The sequence below is a fragment of the Taklimakanibacter albus genome (assembly GCF_016595235.1).
GTDB classification, from domain to species: Bacteria; Pseudomonadota; Alphaproteobacteria; order Rhizobiales; family Aestuariivirgaceae; genus Taklimakanibacter; species Taklimakanibacter albus.
Genome location: NZ_JAENHL010000007.1, coordinates 1,371,571 through 1,391,956, shown reverse-complemented (window position 1 = coordinate 1,391,956; position 20,386 = coordinate 1,371,571). Strand labels below are relative to the sequence as shown.

Annotated in this window: 32 protein-coding genes; 31 read left to right on the top strand and 1 reads right to left on the bottom strand. The window is 61.7% G+C overall.

The features are described 5' to 3' along the window. The first annotated feature begins 82 nt into the window (after positions 1 to 82). The 16 genes from JHL16_RS18195 to JHL16_RS18120 all read left to right on the top strand — a co-directional run bounded on the left by JHL16_RS18195 (position 83) and on the right by JHL16_RS18120 (position 9,017). Positions 83 to 403: a helix-turn-helix domain-containing protein gene (locus JHL16_RS18195; protein ID WP_200186275.1), complete on the top strand. Its 321-nt coding sequence runs from the start codon at positions 83 to 85 to the stop codon at positions 401 to 403. After that, entirely contained in the window at positions 400 to 1,275 is an 876-nt protein-coding gene (locus JHL16_RS18190; protein ID WP_200186274.1) for a ParB N-terminal domain-containing protein, read from the top strand. The genes JHL16_RS18195 and JHL16_RS18190 overlap by 4 nt, the downstream gene beginning before the upstream one ends. Then, entirely contained in the window at positions 1,272 to 3,386 is a 2,115-nt protein-coding gene (locus JHL16_RS18185) for a DDE-type integrase/transposase/recombinase (RefSeq protein ID WP_200186273.1), read from the top strand. Before JHL16_RS18190 ends, JHL16_RS18185 begins: the two co-directional genes overlap by 4 nt. Positions 3,387 to 3,453: 67 nt before the next feature. Continuing rightward, a complete protein-coding gene (locus JHL16_RS18180; protein WP_200186272.1) occupies positions 3,454 to 4,224 on the top strand; it encodes an AAA family ATPase in 771 nt (256 codons plus the stop codon). After that, positions 4,221 to 4,880, top strand: coding sequence for a hypothetical protein (locus tag JHL16_RS18175; protein WP_200186271.1), 660 nt, complete (start codon positions 4,221 to 4,223; stop codon positions 4,878 to 4,880). The genes JHL16_RS18180 and JHL16_RS18175 overlap by 4 nt, the downstream gene beginning before the upstream one ends. Positions 4,881 to 5,056: 176 nt before the next feature. Further along, positions 5,057 to 5,311 carry a hypothetical protein gene (locus JHL16_RS18170; RefSeq protein WP_246770969.1) on the top strand — a complete coding sequence of 85 codons (255 nt, stop codon included), beginning with the start codon at positions 5,057 to 5,059 and terminating at the stop codon, positions 5,309 to 5,311. Beyond that, positions 5,301 to 5,558 (top strand): hypothetical protein, encoded by a 258-nt coding sequence (locus tag JHL16_RS18165; RefSeq protein WP_200186269.1) that lies wholly within the window; start codon positions 5,301 to 5,303, stop codon positions 5,556 to 5,558. The genes JHL16_RS18170 and JHL16_RS18165 overlap by 11 nt, the downstream gene beginning before the upstream one ends. Next, a complete protein-coding gene (locus JHL16_RS18160; RefSeq protein ID WP_200186268.1) occupies positions 5,555 to 5,842 on the top strand; it encodes a hypothetical protein in 288 nt (95 codons plus the stop codon). The genes JHL16_RS18165 and JHL16_RS18160 overlap by 4 nt, the downstream gene beginning before the upstream one ends. Then, positions 5,829 to 6,359 (top strand): host-nuclease inhibitor Gam family protein, encoded by a 531-nt coding sequence (locus JHL16_RS18155; protein ID WP_200186267.1) that lies wholly within the window; start codon positions 5,829 to 5,831, stop codon positions 6,357 to 6,359. Before JHL16_RS18160 ends, JHL16_RS18155 begins: the two co-directional genes overlap by 14 nt. 96 nt (positions 6,360 to 6,455) lie before the next feature. Beyond that, on the top strand, positions 6,456 to 6,806 hold the full coding sequence (locus tag JHL16_RS18150; protein WP_200186266.1) for a hypothetical protein: 351 nt from the start codon (positions 6,456 to 6,458) through the stop codon (positions 6,804 to 6,806). Further along, a complete protein-coding gene (locus JHL16_RS18145) occupies positions 6,803 to 7,000 on the top strand; it encodes a hypothetical protein (RefSeq protein ID WP_200186265.1) in 198 nt (65 codons plus the stop codon). Before JHL16_RS18150 ends, JHL16_RS18145 begins: the two co-directional genes overlap by 4 nt. After that, positions 6,997 to 7,176 carry a hypothetical protein gene (locus JHL16_RS18140; protein ID WP_200186264.1) on the top strand — a complete coding sequence of 60 codons (180 nt, stop codon included), beginning with the start codon at positions 6,997 to 6,999 and terminating at the stop codon, positions 7,174 to 7,176. Before JHL16_RS18145 ends, JHL16_RS18140 begins: the two co-directional genes overlap by 4 nt. Continuing rightward, on the top strand, positions 7,173 to 7,874 hold the full coding sequence (locus JHL16_RS18135) for a gp16 family protein (protein WP_200186263.1): 702 nt from the start codon (positions 7,173 to 7,175) through the stop codon (positions 7,872 to 7,874). The genes JHL16_RS18140 and JHL16_RS18135 overlap by 4 nt, the downstream gene beginning before the upstream one ends. Further along, positions 7,871 to 8,161: a hypothetical protein gene (locus JHL16_RS18130; RefSeq protein WP_200186262.1), complete on the top strand. Its 291-nt coding sequence runs from the start codon at positions 7,871 to 7,873 to the stop codon at positions 8,159 to 8,161. Before JHL16_RS18135 ends, JHL16_RS18130 begins: the two co-directional genes overlap by 4 nt. Continuing rightward, positions 8,158 to 8,727 carry an MT-A70 family methyltransferase gene (locus JHL16_RS18125; protein WP_200186261.1) on the top strand — a complete coding sequence of 190 codons (570 nt, stop codon included), beginning with the start codon at positions 8,158 to 8,160 and terminating at the stop codon, positions 8,725 to 8,727. The genes JHL16_RS18130 and JHL16_RS18125 overlap by 4 nt, the downstream gene beginning before the upstream one ends. Continuing rightward, the gene (locus JHL16_RS18120; protein WP_200186260.1) at positions 8,727 to 9,017 is read left to right on the top strand and encodes a hypothetical protein; all 291 of its coding nucleotides are present in this window, start codon (positions 8,727 to 8,729) and stop codon (positions 9,015 to 9,017) included. The genes JHL16_RS18125 and JHL16_RS18120 overlap by 1 nt, the downstream gene beginning before the upstream one ends. 2 nt (positions 9,018 to 9,019) lie before the next feature. Here JHL16_RS18120 and JHL16_RS18115 read toward each other — a convergent pair whose 3' ends face one another. Beyond that, positions 9,020 to 9,352, bottom strand: a complete 333-nt coding sequence (locus tag JHL16_RS18115) for a hypothetical protein (protein ID WP_200186259.1) — start codon at positions 9,350 to 9,352, stop codon at positions 9,020 to 9,022. A gap of 23 nt (positions 9,353 to 9,375) precedes the next feature. On the opposite strand from JHL16_RS18115, the gene JHL16_RS18110 reads away from it, so the two are divergent. From JHL16_RS18110 to JHL16_RS18045, 15 genes are all read left to right on the top strand, one after another. Continuing rightward, complete coding sequence (locus JHL16_RS18110) at positions 9,376 to 9,777, top strand: helix-turn-helix domain-containing protein (RefSeq protein WP_200186258.1); 402 nt, start codon at positions 9,376 to 9,378, stop codon at positions 9,775 to 9,777. 54 nt (positions 9,778 to 9,831) lie between these two features. Then, the gene (locus tag JHL16_RS18105; protein ID WP_200186257.1) at positions 9,832 to 10,860 is read left to right on the top strand and encodes a C40 family peptidase; all 1,029 of its coding nucleotides are present in this window, start codon (positions 9,832 to 9,834) and stop codon (positions 10,858 to 10,860) included. A 285-nt stretch (positions 10,861 to 11,145) separates the two neighbouring features. Beyond that, positions 11,146 to 11,430 (top strand): Rz1-like lysis system protein LysC, encoded by a 285-nt coding sequence (lysC, locus tag JHL16_RS35535; protein ID WP_420884547.1) that lies wholly within the window; start codon positions 11,146 to 11,148, stop codon positions 11,428 to 11,430. Next, complete coding sequence (locus JHL16_RS35290; protein WP_281436019.1) at positions 11,427 to 11,555, top strand: hypothetical protein; 129 nt, start codon at positions 11,427 to 11,429, stop codon at positions 11,553 to 11,555. Before lysC ends, JHL16_RS35290 begins: the two co-directional genes overlap by 4 nt. After that, positions 11,555 to 11,761, top strand: coding sequence for a TraR/DksA C4-type zinc finger protein (locus JHL16_RS18095; protein ID WP_200186255.1), 207 nt, complete (start codon positions 11,555 to 11,557; stop codon positions 11,759 to 11,761). The genes JHL16_RS35290 and JHL16_RS18095 overlap by 1 nt, the downstream gene beginning before the upstream one ends. Next, positions 11,761 to 12,093, top strand: coding sequence for a DUF2730 family protein (locus JHL16_RS18090; protein ID WP_200186254.1), 333 nt, complete (start codon positions 11,761 to 11,763; stop codon positions 12,091 to 12,093). Before JHL16_RS18095 ends, JHL16_RS18090 begins: the two co-directional genes overlap by 1 nt. Then, complete coding sequence (locus JHL16_RS18085) at positions 12,090 to 12,389, top strand: VpaChn25_0724 family phage protein (protein ID WP_200186253.1); 300 nt, start codon at positions 12,090 to 12,092, stop codon at positions 12,387 to 12,389. The genes JHL16_RS18090 and JHL16_RS18085 overlap by 4 nt, the downstream gene beginning before the upstream one ends. Before the next feature lie 4 nt (positions 12,390 to 12,393). Continuing rightward, positions 12,394 to 12,975, top strand: coding sequence for a DUF3486 family protein (locus JHL16_RS18080; protein ID WP_200186252.1), 582 nt, complete (start codon positions 12,394 to 12,396; stop codon positions 12,973 to 12,975). Then, positions 12,972 to 14,633, top strand: coding sequence for a hypothetical protein (locus JHL16_RS18075; RefSeq protein ID WP_200186251.1), 1,662 nt, complete (start codon positions 12,972 to 12,974; stop codon positions 14,631 to 14,633). The genes JHL16_RS18080 and JHL16_RS18075 overlap by 4 nt, the downstream gene beginning before the upstream one ends. 128 nt (positions 14,634 to 14,761) lie before the next feature. Beyond that, the gene (locus tag JHL16_RS18070) at positions 14,762 to 16,216 is read left to right on the top strand and encodes a DUF935 domain-containing protein (RefSeq protein WP_420884546.1); all 1,455 of its coding nucleotides are present in this window, start codon (positions 14,762 to 14,764) and stop codon (positions 16,214 to 16,216) included. Further along, entirely contained in the window at positions 16,213 to 17,382 is a 1,170-nt protein-coding gene (locus JHL16_RS18065; protein WP_200186249.1) for a phage head morphogenesis protein, read from the top strand. Before JHL16_RS18070 ends, JHL16_RS18065 begins: the two co-directional genes overlap by 4 nt. A gap of 548 nt (positions 17,383 to 17,930) precedes the next feature. Next, positions 17,931 to 18,848, top strand: a complete 918-nt coding sequence (locus JHL16_RS18060; protein ID WP_200186248.1) for a phage protease — start codon at positions 17,931 to 17,933, stop codon at positions 18,846 to 18,848. Between the two features lie 3 nt (positions 18,849 to 18,851). Next, positions 18,852 to 19,250: a hypothetical protein gene (locus JHL16_RS18055; RefSeq protein ID WP_200186247.1), complete on the top strand. Its 399-nt coding sequence runs from the start codon at positions 18,852 to 18,854 to the stop codon at positions 19,248 to 19,250. Positions 19,251 to 19,264: 14 nt separating this feature from the next. After that, positions 19,265 to 20,164 carry a Mu-like prophage major head subunit gpT family protein gene (locus JHL16_RS18050; protein ID WP_200186246.1) on the top strand — a complete coding sequence of 300 codons (900 nt, stop codon included), beginning with the start codon at positions 19,265 to 19,267 and terminating at the stop codon, positions 20,162 to 20,164. Between the two features lie 13 nt (positions 20,165 to 20,177). Next, positions 20,178 to 20,360 (top strand): hypothetical protein, encoded by a 183-nt coding sequence (locus tag JHL16_RS18045; RefSeq protein ID WP_200186245.1) that lies wholly within the window; start codon positions 20,178 to 20,180, stop codon positions 20,358 to 20,360. Positions 20,361 to 20,386: the final 26 nt, after the last annotated feature.

Below are 20,386 nucleotides of genomic sequence, written 5' to 3'. Positions count from 1 at the left end.
ACGATGCCTATAATGGCATCGAACGTTGCCGATTCGGCACCGTTCATTTCCGCCGCCGCTGTTGGCGGCAACGAGGTTGGGGATGAGCAAGTCGAAAAAGCCGAAGAAGCCAGAACCAGAAAAGATGTGGGACGAGTACGCCATAAAGGCGGAAATCCGCCGTAACGGCCAAACTCTGACATCGCTCGCGAGAGCAAACGGTTACGAGCCGTCCACCTTTCGCGCAGCGTTCAAAAAACCCATCTCCGGCGCAAATCGCGCCATGGCTCAGTACCTCGGCCAACCGGTGCAAGCGTTATGGCCGAAGTGGTTCGACGATCACGGCGAGCTCATCCCCGCCCGTCAGCGAAACTCTACTCACAAAATAGGTTCCGGGGAAAGGCCCGAGCGGGTGGCGGCATGAAGCTCGTCGAAGTCCGCCTCTTTCCGATCGAGGATATCGAGGTCGGGGATCGTATCCGCGAAGTCAACGATGCCAAGGCCGCTGTTATGGCCGAGACGATCAAGAAGAACGGCCTTCTGCAGCCGATCGAGATCGTTAAGCGCGGCAACAAGCATGTCCTGGTCTTCGGTGCTCACCGGCTGGCCGCGCACAAGCTCCTCGGCATGGAAGAAATCTCGGCTCGCGTCGTGGAATGCGAGACCGACAAGCCGGACCTTGAAATCCGCCTTCGCGAATGTGTTGAGAATGTCGGGCGCGAAGAGCTGACGGCGCTTGATCGCGCTGGCCACCTGGCCGAGCTGAAACGGGTCTATGAGGAGCTTTACCCCGACAGCCGGCGCGGCGTCGCGGGCGCGAAAAAGAAGCATGATGCTGCAACTCCGATCTTTGGAGTCGCAGACGAGATCGCCAGCAAGGCGGGCCTGAGCAAGCAGACATTCTTCGCGGCCGTCGCAGTCTGGAACGGCCTCGCACCGGAAACTCGCAAGGCCGTCACCGGCACTTGGCTGGCCGACAACGGAGCCCAGCTAGCCCAGCTCGCTAAGGTCGAGCAGAAAAAGCAGGGCCGAGTGCTTTCCCTGGTGCTGCCGGCGAAGGAGGGGGAGAAGCCCAAGGCGGCGTCGATCTCCGATGCCGTGTCCATCATCGACAACAAGGTCGATCCCAAGTCCGCCGATGAAGCGGCCTTCGCCGCGCTGGTGAAGGCTTGGCACAAGGCCCCGCACAAAGCGCAACGGCAGTTTGTCGAGTATCTGCGCCAGCATAAGGCGCTGAGCCTCACTCCGACGAAAAAGCCCCCCGCCGCATCGAAGAAGAAGAGGGCCAGCAAGTGAAAGAGTGGCTCACTGCCGCCGAGATCGCCGCGCGGAAACTGCCGGGACTGCCCGGCTCTAAATCCAACATTCAATCGATGGCCGATCGGGAAGGCTGGAAGTCCGCCAAGGCGAGTGACGGTGAGCCGCTGGCGCGCCGGAGAAAAGGGCCTGGCGGCGGCTTCGAATACCACATTTCGGTCCTCCCGGCTTCTGCTCGCGTTGCAATGAAGAGCGAGGAGTTGAAGGTCGACGTGATCGCGACTCCAACAACAGAGATCGCACCGCCACCCCCGGTATTCACCGAGAAGAATATGCTTCGGAGAGACTCCCGACTGGCGCTGCTGAGCCTGGCTGATGCCCACTATTCCGCGAACCTGGCGCTTGGCCGCGCGGCGGCCGACTACGACTTCGCTGGCCGCTACAATCAGGGCCTGATCGAAATACCCGGCTGGATCAAACAGCAAATAGCCTATGCGTCCGGTCGCTCGATCAAGCGCTGGCGCATGCTTCGCGACGCCGGACATTGGCATCAGATCGGCAATGGCGTTTCAAAACGGGGCCGGAAGAGCACCCTCGGCACTGCCGACGACGGTGAGATCGCAATTTATATCAGTGGGCTGCTCGTCGCGCAGCCTCATCTGACCGCCGACCACATTCGCGATCTCGTCGAAGCGAAATTCGCGCCGGAGACCCTTCCTTCGATCCGGTCATTCCAGCGCTATATTTCGACCTGGAAGTCCAGGAACGGCGCGGTGGTGGCGAAGCTCACCAATCCCGATGGCTTCAGGAACAGCATCCGTCTTTCAGGCTCCGGCGCCTATTCCCATATTCGTCGGCTCAATGAGCTATGGGAGATCGACGCGTCCCCGGCCGACGTCCTCCTGAAGGATGGTCGCTACTCGATCTATGTCGCAGTCGACGTCTGGTCCCGGCGCATGATGACTTATGTCACCCGGACGCCCAGGACCGAGGCGGCGCTGCTACTCATCCGCCGCGCGATCATCGCCTGGGGAGTGCCGGAGCAGATCAGGACGGACAACGGCGCGGACTTTACCAGCTACCACTTCAAGCGCGCGGTGCATTCGCTCGGGATTGGTCACGACATCACCAACCCCTTCTCGCCTGAAGAAAAGGGCATTGTCGAGCGGCACATCGGAACTCTGCAGCGCGGTCTCATGCCGCTTCTGCCTGGGTTCATCGGCCACAATGTGCAGGATCGAAAGCAGATTGAGGCCCGCAGGGCCTTCGCGGCGCGCCTGGGCGAGAGCGACGCAAAGACGTTCTGCGTCGACCTCGATCACGACGAGCTACAGCGCGCCATGGATGCCTGGTGCACCGACAAGTTTGCGCACTCGCCACATAAAGGGCTCGACGGACAGACGCCCTTCCTGCGCGCTCAGGCTTACAATGGCGCGCTTCGGAAGATCGAGAACCTGCGGGCGCTCGATCTGCTCCTCGCGCCGGTCGCCGGCAGCGACGGCTATCGAACGGTTACGAAGCAAGGCATCCGCCTGGATTATGGCTACTATATTGCGCACGAGCTGATGGCGGGCGCGAAGGTCTATTGCCGGCAGGACCCGGAGGACTTGGGACGGCTCTATATCTTCGAGTCCGAGACCGGTGCCTTCCTCGCCGAAGCCATCTGCCCCGAACGCTCCGGCGTCAATCCGCGCCAGCTCGTTGCAGCAGCTCGGGCGGCGCAGCAAGACCTTATCCGTGAGAGAACCCAAGAGATCCGTCGCGAAGCTCGCCGGATCAAGCCGCGCGACATGATCGATGACGTGCTCGGGCTGGCGAAGAGCAAGAACCGCAACATCATGCCTTTCCCCAAGCCGGCCGACACACACAGCTCGCCAGCATTGGATGAGGCCGCTTCGGCTCTTTCAGCTCCGATTGCGATGCCGGGGCAATTGCCGATCGCACAGGCGACGACAAACGTCGTTTCCCTGCCCGAGACCGCAAAGCAGCGGTTCCGCCGCGCGATTGCGATCCAGGAAGCAATGACGAAGAGCGATGCCGTCGACGCGGACGCTGCGCGCTGGCTGACCAGCTACGTGCAGAGCGCCGAATTCAAGGCGCACATCGCGATGTTCGAGGACTTTGGACGTGAGTGGCTTGAGGAAGCGTGAGTGAAAACCCGCGCTCGTGGATCAGACGAGCGCGGGCGGAAGGCAAAGCAATATGGAAAGGCAAATCATGACTACCGGAACGAAGAAAGTCAATGCAAGCGTCGGAGGGACCGCGCCGCTTCGCAACGTCACGCTCTGTCTGCAGCTCATCACTCGACTGAGCGAGAGGCCGGCGCATCTTCCCGGCATCGGCGTTTTCTATGGGCCGAGCGGCTTCGGCAAGACGACGGCCGCTGTTCACGGCGCGCAGCGGCATAATGCCTATTACGTCGAGTGCGGTTCATCATGGCATGCATCCTCGCTTGTCGATGCCATCCTGCACGAGCTGACCGGTCATCCTAGCAAGGGAACGGTCGCGACGAAGGTTGAGCGGATCATTCAGCTACTGGCACAGGACCCGAAGCCGCTGATCATCGACGAGGCCGATCACCTGGTCAAAAAAACGATGGTCGACGTCGTTCGCGAGATCTCGGACAAGTCCGCCGCGCCTGTCGTTTTTATCGGCGAGGAGCAACTGCCGCAAAAGCTCATCGCCTTCGAGCGCGCTCATAATCGCGTTCTCGAATGGGTGCCGGCCGAGCCGGCCGATATCAACGACGCGAAATCTCTGGCGAAAATCTATGTGCCGGAGCTGGCGATCCACGACGATCTGTTGAAGCACATCGTTGAGACGACGGACGGGATCACGCGCCGACTGGTGATCAACTTCGAGAGCATCCGCCAGGTTGCGCTTCAGAAGAACCTCTCAAAGGTGGGGCTATCGGATTGGGGGGACCATGACGTCTATACGGGCTCGCCCAAGCCGCGCGCTCGTCAGCTTCGGCGGAGGGCGTCATGAGAGCAGCGCAAAGCTTGGCGACGGTTCCTGCAAAAGGCGCGACTTTCGCCCTATCTGCCGCCACGCCGGAAATCATGTGGGCGGCAATTCTCGCGGTCAGTGAGAACGGCGCGCCGTTCTCGATCGCCGATGCGGTTCAAGCTGCGACGGCTATTCCCATGGGCAATGTGAGCTGCATTGTCACGGCCGGCGCGATGGATAGCTATGTCCACCTGCTCATCCAGGCGCGCGTCGCCTCCTACGCCGGCATCGGCGTCGATCGGACGAAGCTCTACACGATCATCAAGCCCCGGCATCTGCCTCACTTCCTGGACGGGGCAGGGAACGTTTGCCCGCGATATCAAGTCATGGATCTGATGTGGCGGGCGATGAAGATGCTGAAGTCGTTCAATGTCCGAGAGCTTGCCCTTCAATCCACGCTTCCTGGCGTCTTGACCGTGTCGGAGGCGATAGCGGAGACCTATGTCTCGCATCTTATCGAAGCGGGATATCTTCGGCGCGTCAACAAATACGGCACCAGCCCGGTCTATGGGCTCGCCCCTGGCATGGCAACAGGACCAGTGCCGCCGCGCATCATGACCGGTCGCCTTGTCTATGATCCGAACCGCCGATCAGTCGTGAACGATGTAATTCACGTCGACGAGGTGCCGCTGTGAGTGCGCGTGGACCAAAGCCCGGTACCAGTGCGCCGCGCGTCTCGCTTGCCAATGCCACCGATGCATGGGGCGACGCTATGCCCGATTGGATCAGATGCTTGGCTGAAGCTTGCGATCGCTCTTCGCAGAGCGCAATCGCGAAGCGACTCGGGGTCTCGGGCTCCGTGGTCTCGGGAGTGCTGCGGCAGACCTACGCCGGCACCTATGAGACCGTCGAGAAGGCGACTCGCGGCGCGCTGATGGGTGACACGCTCGTGTGCCCGGTACTCGAAGAGATACCGGCGCATGTCTGCCTAGATCATCAGAAGCGCGCCAGGAATTTTTCTTCGGCGTCCTCCCTCCGCGTGAAGCTCTATCGGGCTTGTCGCGGCGGCTGCATCCACTCCCGGATCAAGACAACGAGCGCGGAGGAGGGCGGCAATGCTGAATGAAGCGGACCCCTTCAGCGAACGCCTGGCCGTGCTCGCCGATGATCTCCTGACGCTTTCCGCGCGAGGCCTGTCCATGACGCCGGAAGCACTCGCCGTCATGGGCCTGCTCGTCCGCGAAATGGCTGGCGAGGCTGCCGATCTCGAAAAGGGCGCGGGGATGGTCGTTCCCGCGCCGGCAAACAGTACTCCGCCGCTTCGGCGGCGGCCGGCGCTCCTCCTCATCATCAACAACATGGACCAAGCATGACTCGCGAGGCCGATCCATACGCCGCCGCCGCGCGCGCGCTCGGCGGCGATATCCGCCTAATCACCGGCATTTCGATCAACGACATAAAGGCCATGGGCGGCCTGATCTACGGGCAGAACGAGCTGCTCTCGGAGATCGCCGTCCTGGCAGAACAACAGTGTGTGGCGTCTGCATCCGGACAGCAGGTTGCCCGAGCCATTCTCGCAACGATGGTCAGGCACGGCTTCTTTGATCCCCAAATCTATCGACAGCTCTCCGAGGTAACGCCGCATGACCAAGACTAAATCGAAGGCCAGCAACGCGCCGGTCCCGAAAGACCGGAACGAGGCTTCAGACTTCATCGCCGAGATCGGCTCGATCGACCTGGCGATCGTCCGCCTGGATGCGGACTTGAAGGAGGAGCTGGCTGCGATCAAGGCGCGGGTGGAAGCGAGAGCGCTTCCGCTAGTCACCCGTAAGAGTGCCCTGGTGAAGGGCATTCAAATCTACTGCGAAGCGAACCGCGCAACTCTCACGGACGGCAAATCCAAGACGATCAGCTTCGCGGCCGGGAAGGCTAGCTGGCGACTTCGGCCGCCCTCTGTGTCGATCGGGAAGATCTGGAAGCTCGACGACCTGGTGAAGCGGTTGCTCGAGTTGAGGCGGCGGAAAGCCCTTCGCCACAAATTCGAGATCAACAAGGAGGCCATTCTGGCCAATCCCGCCCTGATCGACGGCATAGATGGGGTGAAGGTCAAGTCAGAGGGCGAGGACTTCATTGTCGAGCCATTCACGCCCGAGGGGCTGGAGGCAGCGCAATGACCGGGCACCTTGTTCTCGTCGCCCTGCAAATCGGCTGCATTGCCTTTGCCATCCTGCCTTACTGGATGCTGCTCTCGGCGCGGAAAGGGGGCGGCAATGGCGAACGCTGACCAGGATTGCAGCCCCACACTCGTTGGGAGCACCTACATTCACGCCGACGATTGCCAGCGCGCCAAGGAGCTTGGCTTGCCGCGCTGGTCGGATATGAACCCGCGCCCTGAGACGCTGCCGGCGCTCTTCCCCGATCACCGATTTGGAAGCCGACACACTCGTGAAATGACCTTCACGGTGGGCGCAGGCAGCCATGCCCGAAACCTCATGGTGATCGACCAAAGCATGTCGGCGATCCGCGCGGAGCTGGTCGCGATCGCAAGTGACGTGATCGAGGAGGGTGGCGAAACAACGGTGACGTTCAGCATCACGTTCGACCATAGGGGCCGGCAATGACGATCCTGAAGGGAAAAATACTCACCTGCCTGGCCGCCTTTGCCATCGCGCAGGAAGCCCAGAAGGCCGGTGCGAGCAGCGGCTCATTTCCCTGCCCTGGCTGTAGTCAGCCGCTCGCTTGGAGCGCTGCGCCGGGCAACGGCCACCTTTGGGGCCAGTGCAAGACAGAAAACTGCGTGAGGTTCATGCAATGATCATCGACAAGGAAGCTCTGCTCCGTCAACTCACCTATTTTCGCGACGCGCGCCTGAAGGACCGGCCCGAGCAGCTCGAAGAGATGCCGACCGAAGACGGAACCGTCTATCTCTTCGACACTTTGCAGGTGGCGATCTGGCTCGTCGAAGGCGATCGCAGCGGGGGCGCGTCATGATCGCGCTCGCCCCCAGGAACAAGATGCTCGCCAAGGTCCATGTCGCCAAAAAAGAGTTGGGCCTCGACGACGAGACGTATCGCGACATGCTCGTCCTGGTGACCGGGAAGAACTCTGCCCGCGACTGCTCGGACCATGAGCTTGTGAAAGTCATCGAGCTGTTCGGCAAAAAGGGGTTTCACGTGAAGCCCTCGAAAGGCCGGATGCCAGGCTATGCCGAGCATAAATATGCCCCCAAGATCAGGGCACTTTGGCTCTCCGGCTGGAACCTCGGCATCATCCGCGATCCCGAAGAGAAGGCGATGTGGACTTTCATCCATCGGCAGACCGGCATCGCGTCTGTGCGCTGGCTCAAGAGTTCGGAAGATGCCTTGAGGGTGATCGAAGCGCTGAAGAAGTGGCTGGCGCGAGAAGGCAATGTGGATTGGAGCAAGCCAGGCCCGATGGCGTCAGCCTTCCGCGACTTCCCCGGATACCGCATCGCCGTGGCGCAATGGCTGAAGCTCATCGCGATCGGCGCGGTTTCCATTCCCCACACCTGGACCTGCTCAGATGGCGAGCGCAGCGAAGGCCTGTTCCTCTACGGCCAGAAGGTGCTGGACAAGAGCGAGCCGGCAGAATGGTCCAACGCCGATTGGGTCACGATCACCAAGGCGCTCGGCCGCAAGCTGCGTAAAGCGCTGCAGGAGGCCGAATGAGCCCCACAATCACGATGCGGGAGCTGATCGCTCATTTCGACGCGGCCGACGCTTCCGGCAAGCCGGCGCGTGAGCAGTTCGTCGAAGTGCGGCGAGCGCAATTCGAGAGGGCGCAGGCCAACGGGCGAGTTGTGATGCTCGACGAAAAGCAGATCTATGATCCCGAGGAGCCGCTCCTGATGGCCTTGGTCGCGTCGACCTGCGGCCACCTGGTCCGGGTCGGGATCACAGCCCAGGAGGCCGCGGCGATCTACAGGTTCGCCAGATCGCAGGGGCTAGTCCAATGACAGGCTGGCCCTTCGACAATCTCAAGCCGCTTTCCTATGGCGTCATCCTCGCCGACTTCCCCTGGCGCTACAAAATGCGTAGCTCCAAGGGCTATGGCCGATCGCCCGAGGCGCACTACAAGACGATGCCGGATGAGGAGATATTAAACCTTCCGGTCTCGCAGCTCGCGCGCGGTGATTGCGTCTACATCATGTGGGCGATCTGGCCACGACTGCCGTTCGCCCTGGAGGTGATGAAGCGTCATGGCTTCAAATACAAAACTGGCGGGAGTTGGTTGAAGCTCACGAAGACCGGCAAGACCGCAATGGGAGGCGGCTACATTCTGCGCTCTTCGTGCGAGCCGTTCATCATCGGGACGATAGGCTCGCCAACTTATGGATCACGGTCGATCAAAAACTCGATCGAGTCGCTTCGACGGGAACACTCTCGCAAGCCGCCTGAAATGCGCGAGCTGATCACGCGTCTCTTGCCGACCGAATTCGGCTGCGAGCTTTTCGCTACCGAGCAATGGCCTGGATATGACGTCTGGGGCGATCAGCTCGGCAAATACGAGGAGGCCGCCTGATGGCGAGGCTCCCCGTCACCGATCATGCGGTCCTGCGCTACCTGGAGCGGATCTGTGGTGTCGACGTCGCCGAGGTTCGGCGGCGCATCTTCACGGCGGCCGAGCCGGCCTTGGACAAGGCGGCCAACGGCATCACGGCCGAGGGCATCAACTACCGTATCCGGCGCGGCCGGGTGATCACCCTTCACGTCGGCAAGGCGTTCCCGGTGCGCAGGCAGCATGCCGTCGCGATGAAGAAGATCATGCGCCAGGCGCGCAAGGTTCCGATCAAGAAGGAACTGTCGGAATGAGCCTAGTCGCAATAGGCCTTAGCATATTCTTGCCACTCGTTTCGAGCACTGGCGGCGTGGTCGAGGACCGTGACCGTGATGTAGTCCTTCTCATCTCGACCGATATCGCGGGTGAAGACACAAAGGGAACTCGCCCAGGCGTTCCATTTGGTCTTGCCGTCATCGGTGACGTAAACCCAAAGGCTCATCGCCTGCGTCCATTCCACCGCCCGGACCCCGAGCTGCATGCCGATCTCTTCCTTGGCGCGGATCTGCCAGGGCTTGAGATCTGGCGCGGCATGGGCTGGAAGGGCAAGGAGGGCCAGGGCGAACAGGGCGGTGGTGGCTCGAAGCATCTAGTTTCTCCGGTGATCTGCGCATGAGACCTCGCCGCCTATACCTGCCGGGTATATTGCGGGAGATCGCCGATGTGGCGGGGCTGGAAGCTGCCATAAAGATCGCCGAGGCGAAAGGTGGGGCCAGGGCCTATTTCCCGGCCGTGCCGGGGGCCGAACACTGGCTCTCGCAGCTCGTCGGCAAGGACAAAGCCGGCGCGATCGGCAAGGCCCTTGCGCCAGGCCAATGGCACGAGGTGCCCATGGGGCCGAGCGCCAGCCAGGCCAAGCGCTGGCGGATGATCATCGAAATGTCGGACGAAGGTCACTCAAAGCCTGCCATTGCCAGGGCGGCCGGAGTGCATCATAAAACAGTACAGCGCATCGTGAACGGCAAGCGCCGCACCGTCGATCGCGTCCTGGCTCAGAAAGACCTCTTCGAATAGATGGGGACGGGCGTCCCCCGCAAGTAATCCCGGAAATCGCTGCACTGTCTCGTCATGGAAACGAGACGCGCCACCGCAGCCGAATTTGTCAACTTCAACCTGAGCGCCGCCGCTCTGGCGGAAGAACCCCGGCATCTGCAGCTTGCCCGAAACTTCCTCGGAACGAAGGAGACTTCCGGCAAGCGCGACAATCCCGTCATCATGCAATTCTATGCCGACGTCGGGCATGACTACGTCGAACACGATGAAGTCGCCTGGTGCGCCGCTTTCCTCGGCGCGATGTTCGAGCGCTGCGGCGTCCGATCCACTCGCGCCCTGAATGCTCGCTCGTACCTCAAATGGGGCGAGGCGGTCGATCCCGAGTTCGGCCGCCCTGGTGACGTCGCTATCTTCACGCGGGGCAAGAACACCTGGCAGGGGCATGTCGCCTTTGTCCTCCGGGTCGCAGATAAATTCGTCGAGGTCCTGGGCGGCAACCAGAACAATTCGGTCTCGATCGCCCGCTATCCGCGCGAGAGACTGCTCGGCATTCGCCGCGTCGGCAAGTACAGCGTCAAGGCCTCGGGCCTCAAGTTTGGCGATCGCGGCCGGCGCGTCGAAGCGCTGCAGCAGCAGCTCACTGATCTCGGCTATGCCGTCGGGCATGTCGACGGGACCTTCGGATCTCGGACGCGCGAAGCGCAGCTCGCCTTTGAAGCCGACAACGACCTCCAGACGGACGGCATCGCCAGCGAGGCCGATATGGGGGTGATGGAAAAGGCGAAGAAGCGCGAGATCTCGGAAGCACGGAAAAACGCCACTCTCACGTCTCTTGCGGGGCGCTCGACCATTGCCAATGCCGCCGTCCACAATATCAGCGCCGGAAGCATTCTGTCCGGTGCCGGGGTTGTCGGCATCCTCGGCGAATTCAGCGGCACTCTCGGCGTCGTCGGTGACGCGCTGCAGATCGTGAAGGGCTTCGTCGCGGATAATGGGTTTCTGATCGGAGCGGCGGTAATCGGCGTCGGCGCCTGGATCGCCTGGCAGGCCTGGAAGTCTGGCGACGCCCGCGTCCAGGGCGAAAGAGCCGGGAGGATCATGTGATCGGGCTCCTCCGATATCTTCCCTATGCCATCGGCGCGATCCTTCTCATCGTGCTGCTCTACTATCGCGGTGAAGCGATAAAGGCGGAGGCCGAGCGCGATCTCCTGCAGGACAAGCTGACGATCGCGCTCATCCAGAACCGCGAGAAGGACAAGACCATCGATCTCCTGAAATCCTGGAAGGAGAAGTCCGATGGCATCCAGACCGATCTGATTTCGAAGATCGAGAAACTGGCGGCGGAGAGCCAGGACATCCAGGACGAGATCACCAATCTGGGTAAGACCGATGCTGATGCCAAAACTTGGCTTGACACTCCTGTGCCTGACGCTGTGCGCCGCGTGCTCGGCAAGAAAAGAGGGAACGGGAAGCGAGACGGTCTTCTTGTACCCGGCCGAGCAAGCCCCTTGCGACACGAGCGAGCGCGATCCCCCACTCAACGAAGACCTGGCCAATGAACTGACCAGGACTCGCCTGCAGCGCAACACATGCGCCGCGAAGGTCGAAGCCAACAACGAATTCACCCGGTGGGCGCAGGAAGAGGAACGCCGCCGCAAGGAGAAAAAGCCATGAGCCTGGCATGGAGAGTCGCGGTCTTGCTCTGCCTCATCGGCATCGGCGCGGTGCTCTGGGTCGCTTCCTATTCGGGGCCGCCCCAGCCCTGCGTGATGGGGCAGAAAGCGGACAAGTGTAAGTGATGGACATAGTCGACAAGGCGCAGGAGCTGGAGCAACGCGCACGTTTCAGCGGGGTAGGTCGGATCAGGGCGGGTCTACTCGCTGACGGAACGGTCGATTGCGTCGACTGCGCCGAGGAGATCCCGGAGGATCGCAAGAAGGCGATGCCGAACGCGCGCCGCTGCTCGACCTGCCAGGAGAAGCATGAAAGGCGGGGGCGGCGATAATGGATCAAGTCAATTGGGGATGGATGATCTCCGGCGCGGCATTCGTCTGGACGGTCTATCTGACTTTCTGGACGCGCCACTCGCAAAGCAAGAAGGCGGCCGAAAAGGACGTCACGGATCTGCGCGACAAAGTGACGAAGCTGGAGACTGGCTTTGCTGGGCTTGAGCAGAAAGTCGACGACATGCCGACGAGCGATGCGATCCACAAGATCGAGCTGGGCATGACCGAAATGCAGGGCAAGCTAAACGTCTTCACCGAGAAGCTCACGCCGATCGCGGCCACCGTCAACCGCGTCGAGACATTCCTCATGAATTCGAGCAAGGACCGATGACAAGCTTCAACGATTTTGTTCTGCGCGATCTCCGCCTCTGCCTCCTTCGCGCGCTTGCCGAGCAGCCGGGATATACGGCGAATGAAGTTTTGCTGCAGAAGGTGGCGGCGGGATACGGAATGAGCCGGACCCGTGAAGTGATCCGGACCGAATTGAACTTCCTTGCTGACGTCAGTGCGATCACCGTCGTCAATCAGGGAAGCTATGCCATCGCGACGCTGCATCGTCGTGGCCAGGATCATGTCGACGGTCTCATCGAGATCGCCGGGGTGAAAAAACCCTCTCCGAAGGAGTGACGACATGGCGAAAGACGCCAAGCGTGGCCGGCTGTCGTCGATCGACCTCTTGCCGGAAGAGGCTCGTCCGCATGTCATCGCGGCCATGGAGGCGCTCAAGGAACGGCGCCGGCAGCAGGATGATATCCGCGAGGAGCTGAACAGTCATCTTCTCGCCATGGGACAGAAGCCGATCTCTCGATCAGCCTTCCATCGGAAAGCATTGTGGCTCGCCACCTATGGCGAGCAGCTCACACAGGCACGCGAGGTCGCGGCAATCCTTGCCGAGAAACTCAACGAGGCACCTCAGGGCGATGTGGGCCTCCTCTTGAACGAGACAATCAAGACGATCGTCTATGACGTGATCATGGAGCAGTCGCTGAATGACAGCTCCGCCAGCATGGAAATGCTGAAGGAAGCAGCACTGACGCTCTTCAGGCTCGAACAGGCTCGCAAGATTTCGGTCGTGACGCGCAAGCGCATCGTCGACGACTTCAGCGACAAGGCCACGAAGGCGATCGACGTGGCGGCCGGGAGGGCCGGCCTCGCGCCCGAGGTGGTGAGCCAGATCAGGCGGGAAGTCCTGGGAGTGATTGACCGCAAATGAACGATGAGCCCGACAAGCCGCTGCCGGCCGAGCTGCAGCCCGTCCTGCCGAGAGACCCCGAGGCGGAGCTTCCGGGGGACCTTCCGCGCGGCGCGGACATAGCGCCGGATCTTGATCCCTTCGCGGAAGGCATCCTGATGAAGCACCAAGTCGACTGGCTGGCCGATGCATCCAGGTTGAAGATCGCCGAGAAGGGACGACGCACTGGTATAACCTTCGCCGAGGCCCTGGACGATACGCTCGAAGCCGCCAAGGAAGGCGGCTCAAACGTCTTTTACATCGGCGATACGAAGGACAAAGGCCGGGAATTTATCGGCTATGTCGCACACTTCGCCCGGGTCGTCGCGCAAGAGCTGGTGAAGATCGAGGAGTTTCTCTTCGAGGACAAGCGGGAGGATGGCCGATCGTCGTTCATCAGCGCCTTCCGCATTGTGTTCGCCAGCGGCAAGCGCGTAGAAGCTTTGTCTTCCCGGCCGGAGAACATTCGCGGTCTGCAGGGCATCGTCGTGATCGACGAGGCGGCTTTCCATCGCGATGTGCGCGCAGTGCTCGATGCCGTGATGGCGCTTCTCATCTGGGGCGGCAAGATCAGGGTGATCTCGACGCATAATGGTGTGCTCAACCCCTTCAATGAGCTGATCCACGAAGCGCTCGCCGGAAAGAATGCTTTCAAGGTCCACCATATCCCTTTCCGCAAAGCTATCGACAACGGCCTGTTCAAGCGGGTTTGCGCGAAGACGGGCGAGATCTGGTCGGCGGAAGCTGAGCAGGCGTGGGAAGCGGAGATCCGCAAGGCCTATGGCCCGCGCGAGTCCGCGATGAAGCAGGAACTGGATTGCGTCGCGGCCGAGTCGGAAGGGGCCTCATTGTCGCGCATCCAGATCGAGAGCTGCATGGTGCCGTGCCCGATCGCCCGGCTGAGCCTCCCCGACTCCTTCAAGGACAAGCCTCCCGCGATGCGCAAGCTAGAGGCGCATGCGTGGTTTGTCGCCAAGGTGAAGCCGGCGCTCGATCGACTGAACGTCAGCCGGCCTCATGTTTATGGATATGACTTCGCCAGGTCGGGCGCGATCTCCGCCATGAAGATATTCGAGATCGGAACCGATCTGAAGCGACGCTGCAAGCTGCTCTTGGAATTCCGGAACGTGCCCTTCGATCAGCAGCGCGAGCTGCTCTTCCTTGTCGTGGATCGCCTGCCGCGTTTCTCGGGCGGCGCAAATGACGCGACCGGCAACGGCCAGTACCTAGCGGAAGTCGCTCGCCAGAAATATGGCGAGCTGATCCATGAAGTGAAATTCTCGGCCGAGTGGTATCGGCTTAATGCGACGCCTTATATCGAGGCCTTCAACGACCAGACGATCGAGATCCCCCGCGACGACGACGTCTTGAAGGATCACCAGGCGCTGGCAAACGTAAACGGTGTCACCAAGGTGCCGGACGATCATATCGCCAAAGGTGCCGACGGCATGGACCGGCATGGCGACACGGCGATCGCCGGCATGCTCGGCTACTTCGCGAGCCGGCAAGATATTGCTGCTTACGGCTGGACGGCTGTTCCGGCCGTCAATGGCGATGTGCGCAAAGGCGACGAAGACATTTTCGAGCGCGACGTGCGGATCAGCAGCGGCATAGGCTCGATGAGAGGTGCATACGGATGAAGTGGCTCGAAGATTTCCTAAAGAAGGTCAGCTCCAAGAAACTTGCCGAGCCGGCCGGCGAAGCCGAGACCGGAAGCATCGCCGACAAATGGGAAGAAACCATTGTCGCCGGTCTCACGCCAGGCCGCATGGCGCAGATCCTCAAAGATGCGGCGGGGGATGATCCAGACGACTTCCTCGGCATGGCCGAGGAGATGGAGGAGCTTGATCCGCATTATGGATCGGTCCTGCGAACCCGCAAGCTCGCGATCTCCTCGATCGAGGCCGAGATCGTCGCGGCCTCGGAGGATGCGAAAGACCAGGAGATCGCCAAATTCGCGCGGGAGATCGTCGACGCGCCAAACTTCCCGGATCTGCTCGCCGATTGCCTTGATGGACTCGGCAAGGGCTACGCCGTCTGTGCGATCGAGTGGGACACCAGCAAGAACCTTTGGAAGCCGGAGAATTATGTCTGGCGAGATCCGCGAAGCTTCCGGTGGGACAGGGCCACGCGGACGATAAAGCGCCGGCTTGCGGACGGTTCGTTGGTCGATCTCGATCCCGGCCGCTATGTGACGCATGTGCCGCGTTTGAAGTCGGGCGCGCCAGTCCGCGGCGCTCTGGCGCGCCTGGCCTCCTGGAGCTTCTTGTTCAAGAACTACACGGTGAAAGACTGGGTGAGGTTCATCGAAGTCTACGGCATGCCTTTGCGGGTCGGCAAATATGGTCCGAACGCGAATGAGGATGACAAGCGCAACCTTCTTCGGGCACTCGCCAATATCGGCACCGACGCGGCCGGCATCATACCGAACACGATGAATATCGACTTTGTGCAGACGGGTGCCGGCACTGCAGCGCAAGGGCCGGTCTTCGGCCAATTCGCCGACTATCTCGACAAGCAAATCTCCAAAGGCGTGCTCGGTCAGACGATGACGACCGATGACGGCGCAAGCCGCGCGCAGTCCGAGGTCCACAATGAAGTGCGGCTCGATATCAAAGCAGTCGATGCGCGCCAGCTCGCGGCGTCGATCCAGAAGAGCCTGATCATTCCAGCCTGCGCGCTTAACTTCGGAATGTTGGAGAAATATCCGACCTTCCGTCTGCCCGTTGAAGAGCCGGAGGATCTGAAGGCATGGACTGCGAATGTCACCGAGTTCATGGACCGAGGCCTGCCCGTTAGCCGGAAGCAAATCCGCGAGAAGATCGTGCTCGATGAGCCGATCGACGAGGCGGACGCCCTTGTCGGCCGCGCGCCACGGTCATCACTCGAACCGGATGACGAGATTGCTCCGCGCTCCAGAAAGGCGAGAGCGCACCGCTCCGACTGCCCATGTTGCGGCGGCAAGGCGATCGCGCTTGCGACGAGCGAGGGGCAGGACAGCCTGGACGAGATCGTCGCGGCTGCGCTTGCGGACGATGCCATGGACGGGCTGGTCGAACCGGTTCTCGCGGCTGCGCGGGGATCTCGGAGTTTCGACGAGTTCATGACAAAGCTCACGCAGGCGGCCGGCGAAATGGATGCGGCATCGATCATCACCAGGCTCGGCGAGGCGACATTCAAGGCTCGCGGCCTCGGCAGTGCCACCGATGATCCCCAGGCATGAAGGCGACGATCAAGATATCGAGCGAGCCTTCGCCGGAGGTCATGCGCTTCTTCGAAGAGAAGTCGCTTCGCCCTTCCTTCAACTGGCGCGACGTCTGGGGCGAGGAACATGCTCATGCCTTCACCGTTGCGAAGAGCGCCGGCTTCGACATCTTGACCGATGTGCGGGGCGCTGTTGCCGACGCGCTGCGCGAGGGCAAAACCTTTGAAACTTTCCAGGCCGAGCTGGAGCCGATCCTCCGAGGGAAGGGATGGTGGGGCAAGAAGAAGCTCATTGATCCCAAGACCGGCGAGCTCGTCGACGCGCAGCTCGGATCAGCGCGCCGGCTTCGCGTGATCTATGAGGCCAATGTCCGGTCGGCGCGCGCGGCCGGCCAATGGGAAAGGGCGCAGCGGACGAAAGCGGCGTTGCCCTATTTTGAGTATCGCCTCGGCCCATCCGAGCGACACCGGCCGCACCATGTCGAGAAGGCCGGTATTATTCTGCCGATCGATGATCCTTTCTGGGATGAGTGGTTCCCGCCGAACGGCTGGGGCTGCAAATGCTGGCTGCGCCAGATCTCGCGCTCGGCCGCGAGCGCTGCCGGTGGCGTATCCGCGCGGCCGATCGTTCCGCGCCGCCGCTATGAGAACACGCGGCGCGGCATCGTGGAGGAGCTGCCGGTCGGCATCGATCCCGGCTGGCAGACTTCGCCTGGGAAGGGCCGGGCGCGGTTTCTCTCGAATGAATTCTTGCGGCGCGTGGACGGAGCGGACGAGCCGGCCGCGCGCGAATCGATCCGGGAGTTTTGGGGCCTTCCCATGTCGGCTGTCATCGGAACCATGGAGGAGCGCGTACCTCTACCGGTTGGGGCCTCGCGCAAGCTGCAGGCGATCACCGGGGCGCGCGGCGCTTCCGTCGCCATGTGGAACGACAAATGGCGCGCGGCCAGGAAGAAGCACGGCCACGCCCAGGAGATGGCGGACGCGCTCATGGCGCTCGACCAGGTGATCGAGGCCGGTGAAGAGGACCCGCTTCTTGATCGCCGGCCTGGCGAGGTCTGGCTCTACCCGGCGATCTTCGGCCGAGTGTGGAAGGTTGTGATCGTGAAGTCAGAGGCCGGATATATGCGGCTCAAGTCCTTCATGCCGTATAGCCCTGCGCGAGCTGAGAAGGACCGGAAATAGAAACGACAGCAGGGAGTAGGGCTTGCCTCCAACGGCCGCCATTGGCCGTCCCCCATATGCTGCTGTCGTAACGCGGAATATAGGCCATCCCGCCCCCAAAAACAACGCGGCTGGGAAAACCCCCAAAAAGGGGGTGAAGGCCCCCGGAAGGCCCGACTGTGGCCGGAGACCCCCGTTTTTGCCAGAAAACCCGTTCTAAACCCCTTTAAAGGGCCGACTGGAGGCCAGGGGAAGCCCCTAAACAGGTGAAGCCCGGTTTGGGGGCCGGGCTTCGAAGCAAAAACCAACTGAGTTCTGAAGTGTTGCGCTAACTGTTTGGGGGCTACTTCATGGGCCTGCCTCCATGGTGGGGGTGGAAGTCGAGTGGCCCGATCATCGCCGCCCCATGAACGCAAATGACGGGGACGCGCGTCCCCGTCATTGCATTGAGCCTCTGTCGCGATATTGGCCGCATGTCGCGAGAAAACGCAAGAGAGACACTGACGCCCAAATCGGGAAAGGCCTTCGCGCTCGCCCTGACGAGCCAAGGCACCGCGCCTGAGTGGGTCATGCTTCTGCCGGCCGGCCGCATCGAGGCAAATGATGGGCGCGCCTGGCTGAATGATCGTCCCGACGTGGTCGTCGCGAATTTCAATTCCGGTGGGCTCGATCTTCCGTTCGACTTTGAGCACGGTTCCGAGAAGCGCGCGCCGCTCGGCGAGTTCGTGCCGGCCGCTGGCTGGATCGTCGACGTTGCCAATCGCGAAGGTGCGATCTGGGCAAGGGTGCAGTGGACCGAACGCGGCCGGAGCGCCATCGAGGCGAAGGAGGTGCGCTACGTATCACCCGCCTTCCACCATGAGCTTGAGACGGGGCGGATCGTTTCGCTGTCTTCCGCAGCTCTTTGTCTGAGCCCTGCAATTTCATCGCTGCCGGCGATCGCTTCCCGGCAAAACCCGCAAGAGAAGGAGAACGACGAAATGGACAGGAAAGCCCTGTGCCAGAAGCTCGGGCTTGCCGAAAACGCGACGGACGCTGATATCGCCGCCGCGATCGGTACGCTCCAACAGAAGGCCACCGCCTCCGCCAGCCAGGTCGACCTGGCGCAGTATGTGCCGCGCGCCGACTACGATGCGGTCCTCGCCGATCGCAACAACCTTCAGACGTCGATCGCCAGCCGGCAGGCGGCTGATCTGACGACTGAGGGCACCGCCCTGGTCGAGCAGGCGATCAAGGACGCGAAGATAGCGCCGGCCTCGAAGGGGTTCTATCTGTCGCTGTGCAGCAGCCGCGAGGGCATCGACAAGCTCAAGGCCTTCATCGCCTCCGCTCCGACCGTCGTGCCTACGACGATCGGCGAGGACACTGGCGACAAAGGCACCGCCAAGGCGCTCACGTCGCAGCAGAAGAAGATCGCGGCCAGCCTGGGCATTTCCGAGGAGGATTTCGCCAAGGATCTCGCCGCCGACGCGAAGAAGGAGGCCTGATCAATGGCACCGCTCACCGAACGCAAGCTCATCACCCGCCGCGAAGCCAATCACTTCGGCTTCCCGGCTGCGGCCAATGCCAAGGTCCAGGAAGGCAGTCTCGTCGTGCTGGATGCCACCTGGGCCAAGGCTGGTGCCACGGCGCAGAACCTCGTCGCAGTCGGCATCGCGACGGAATTCGTCGACAACACTGGCGGCGGCAACGGCGCGAAGATGATCCCGGTCGAGAAGGGAACATTCCTGTTCGCCAATGCCGGTGGCGTCACCCGTGCTCACATTGGCGGCCAGGCCTTCATCGTCGACGACCAGACCGTCGCTCATGACAACGGCACCAACACGCGCTCCGGCTTCGGGCGGATCGAAGACGTCGACAGTGCCGGCGTCTGGGTGAAAATCCTCTAACGGAGATCTCTTCCATGGACATCAACAGGACTACGCTTGACAGCCTCTACACCGGCTACAAGCGCAATTTCTCCACCGGCTTTGGCAAGGTGAAGCCGCTCTGGCAGCGTATCGCCACCCGCATCGGATCGACGACCTCGCAGAACGTCTATCCGATGCTCGGCGACTTCCCCGGCATGCGCGAGTGGATCGGCGATCGCCAGCTCCGGCTGATCGGCATGCACGACTACACTATCAAGAACCGTGACTGGGAAGACTCGGTTCGCGTGAAGCGCAACAGCATCATGGACGACGAGTTCGGCATATATGCCCCGTTCATGGAAGGCCTCGGGGCCGCCGCAGCCGAACATCCCGACGTGCTGGTTTTCGGCGCCTTGAAAGATGGCTTCAGCAGCATCTGCTATGACGGCCAGAATTTCTTCGACACCGATCATCCTGTCGGTGGCGTCGGCGACACGCCGGTCACTACCAAGTCCAACATGCAGGCGGGTGCAGGCGCGCCCTGGTTCCTGCTGGATACGAGCCGGCCTCTTCTCCCGCTCATCTTCCAGGAGAGAAAGAAGGCCGACAGGCTCGATCGCCTGGACGATCCCACCGATCCGAATGTCTTCCACAAGAAGGAATTCATCTACGGCGTCGATGGTCGCTATAGCGCGGGCTATGGGTTCTGGCAGCTCGCCTTCGGATCGAAGGACACTCTCAACGCCGCCAACTTCAAGTCGGCGCGGACAGCGATGGAAACGCAGGTGAACGACAGCGGTTCGCCCCTTGGCGTTTCGCCGAAGATCCTCGTTGTCGGTCCGACGTTGCGCGATGCCGGCGAGGACATCCTCAAGAAGGAACAGAACTCAGGCGGCGAGACCAACACCCTCCGCAATGCGGTGGAGCTGGTGGTCGTGCCCTGGCTGGTTTGAGGAGCGCTGACGCATGAACACGAAGGCTGATACCCCCAAGACCGACGAGAAGAAGATCAAGGTGATCGTCGCCGGCCCGGATAAGGGCCGCTGGCGCCTCGGCACGAAATTCGGACCCGAGGGCACGCCCATCGAAGTCACGAAGGCCGAGCTGGACGTGATCAAGGCCGATCCTCTTCTCCGCATTCTGAGCTGAGGCGGCGCTCATCCGCCGCTTCAGAC

Bases quoted from the DNA above. Each gene is read 5' to 3' on its own strand.
- JHL16_RS18195 (WP_200186275.1), top strand. From the start codon at position 83: ATGAGCAAGTCGAAAAAGCCGAAGAAGCCAGAACCAGAAAAGATGTGG.
- JHL16_RS18190 (WP_200186274.1), top strand. From the start codon at position 400: ATGAAGCTCGTCGAAGTCCGCCTCTTTCCGATCGAGGATATCGAGGTC.
- JHL16_RS18180 (WP_200186272.1), top strand. From the start codon at position 3,454: ATGACTACCGGAACGAAGAAAGTCAATGCAAGCGTCGGAGGGACCGCG.
- JHL16_RS18175 (WP_200186271.1), top strand. From the start codon at position 4,221: ATGAGAGCAGCGCAAAGCTTGGCGACGGTTCCTGCAAAAGGCGCGACT.
- JHL16_RS18165 (WP_200186269.1), top strand. From the start codon at position 5,301: ATGCTGAATGAAGCGGACCCCTTCAGCGAACGCCTGGCCGTGCTCGCC.
- JHL16_RS18160 (WP_200186268.1), top strand. From the start codon at position 5,555: ATGACTCGCGAGGCCGATCCATACGCCGCCGCCGCGCGCGCGCTCGGC.
- JHL16_RS18155 (WP_200186267.1), top strand. From the start codon at position 5,829: ATGACCAAGACTAAATCGAAGGCCAGCAACGCGCCGGTCCCGAAAGAC.
- JHL16_RS18150 (WP_200186266.1), top strand. From the start codon at position 6,456: ATGGCGAACGCTGACCAGGATTGCAGCCCCACACTCGTTGGGAGCACC.
- JHL16_RS18145 (WP_200186265.1), top strand. From the start codon at position 6,803: ATGACGATCCTGAAGGGAAAAATACTCACCTGCCTGGCCGCCTTTGCC.
- JHL16_RS18140 (WP_200186264.1), top strand. From the start codon at position 6,997: ATGATCATCGACAAGGAAGCTCTGCTCCGTCAACTCACCTATTTTCGC.
- JHL16_RS18135 (WP_200186263.1), top strand. From the start codon at position 7,173: ATGATCGCGCTCGCCCCCAGGAACAAGATGCTCGCCAAGGTCCATGTC.
- JHL16_RS18130 (WP_200186262.1), top strand. From the start codon at position 7,871: ATGAGCCCCACAATCACGATGCGGGAGCTGATCGCTCATTTCGACGCG.
- JHL16_RS18125 (WP_200186261.1), top strand. From the start codon at position 8,158: ATGACAGGCTGGCCCTTCGACAATCTCAAGCCGCTTTCCTATGGCGTC.
- JHL16_RS18120 (WP_200186260.1), top strand. From the start codon at position 8,727: ATGGCGAGGCTCCCCGTCACCGATCATGCGGTCCTGCGCTACCTGGAG.
- JHL16_RS18115 (WP_200186259.1), bottom strand. From the start codon at position 9,352: ATGCTTCGAGCCACCACCGCCCTGTTCGCCCTGGCCCTCCTTGCCCTT.
- JHL16_RS18110 (WP_200186258.1), top strand. From the start codon at position 9,376: ATGAGACCTCGCCGCCTATACCTGCCGGGTATATTGCGGGAGATCGCC.
- JHL16_RS18105 (WP_200186257.1), top strand. From the start codon at position 9,832: ATGGAAACGAGACGCGCCACCGCAGCCGAATTTGTCAACTTCAACCTG.
- lysC (WP_420884547.1), top strand. From the start codon at position 11,146: ATGCTGATGCCAAAACTTGGCTTGACACTCCTGTGCCTGACGCTGTGC.
- JHL16_RS35290 (WP_281436019.1), top strand. From the start codon at position 11,427: ATGAGCCTGGCATGGAGAGTCGCGGTCTTGCTCTGCCTCATCGGCATC.
- JHL16_RS18095 (WP_200186255.1), top strand. From the start codon at position 11,555: ATGGACATAGTCGACAAGGCGCAGGAGCTGGAGCAACGCGCACGTTTC.
- JHL16_RS18090 (WP_200186254.1), top strand. From the start codon at position 11,761: ATGGATCAAGTCAATTGGGGATGGATGATCTCCGGCGCGGCATTCGTC.
- JHL16_RS18085 (WP_200186253.1), top strand. From the start codon at position 12,090: ATGACAAGCTTCAACGATTTTGTTCTGCGCGATCTCCGCCTCTGCCTC.
- JHL16_RS18080 (WP_200186252.1), top strand. From the start codon at position 12,394: ATGGCGAAAGACGCCAAGCGTGGCCGGCTGTCGTCGATCGACCTCTTG.
- JHL16_RS18075 (WP_200186251.1), top strand. From the start codon at position 12,972: ATGAACGATGAGCCCGACAAGCCGCTGCCGGCCGAGCTGCAGCCCGTC.
- JHL16_RS18070 (WP_420884546.1), top strand. From the start codon at position 14,762: ATGGCGCAGATCCTCAAAGATGCGGCGGGGGATGATCCAGACGACTTC.
- JHL16_RS18065 (WP_200186249.1), top strand. From the start codon at position 16,213: ATGAAGGCGACGATCAAGATATCGAGCGAGCCTTCGCCGGAGGTCATG.
- JHL16_RS18060 (WP_200186248.1), top strand. From the start codon at position 17,931: ATGCTTCTGCCGGCCGGCCGCATCGAGGCAAATGATGGGCGCGCCTGG.
- JHL16_RS18055 (WP_200186247.1), top strand. From the start codon at position 18,852: ATGGCACCGCTCACCGAACGCAAGCTCATCACCCGCCGCGAAGCCAAT.
- JHL16_RS18050 (WP_200186246.1), top strand. From the start codon at position 19,265: ATGGACATCAACAGGACTACGCTTGACAGCCTCTACACCGGCTACAAG.
- JHL16_RS18045 (WP_200186245.1), top strand. From the start codon at position 20,178: ATGAACACGAAGGCTGATACCCCCAAGACCGACGAGAAGAAGATCAAG.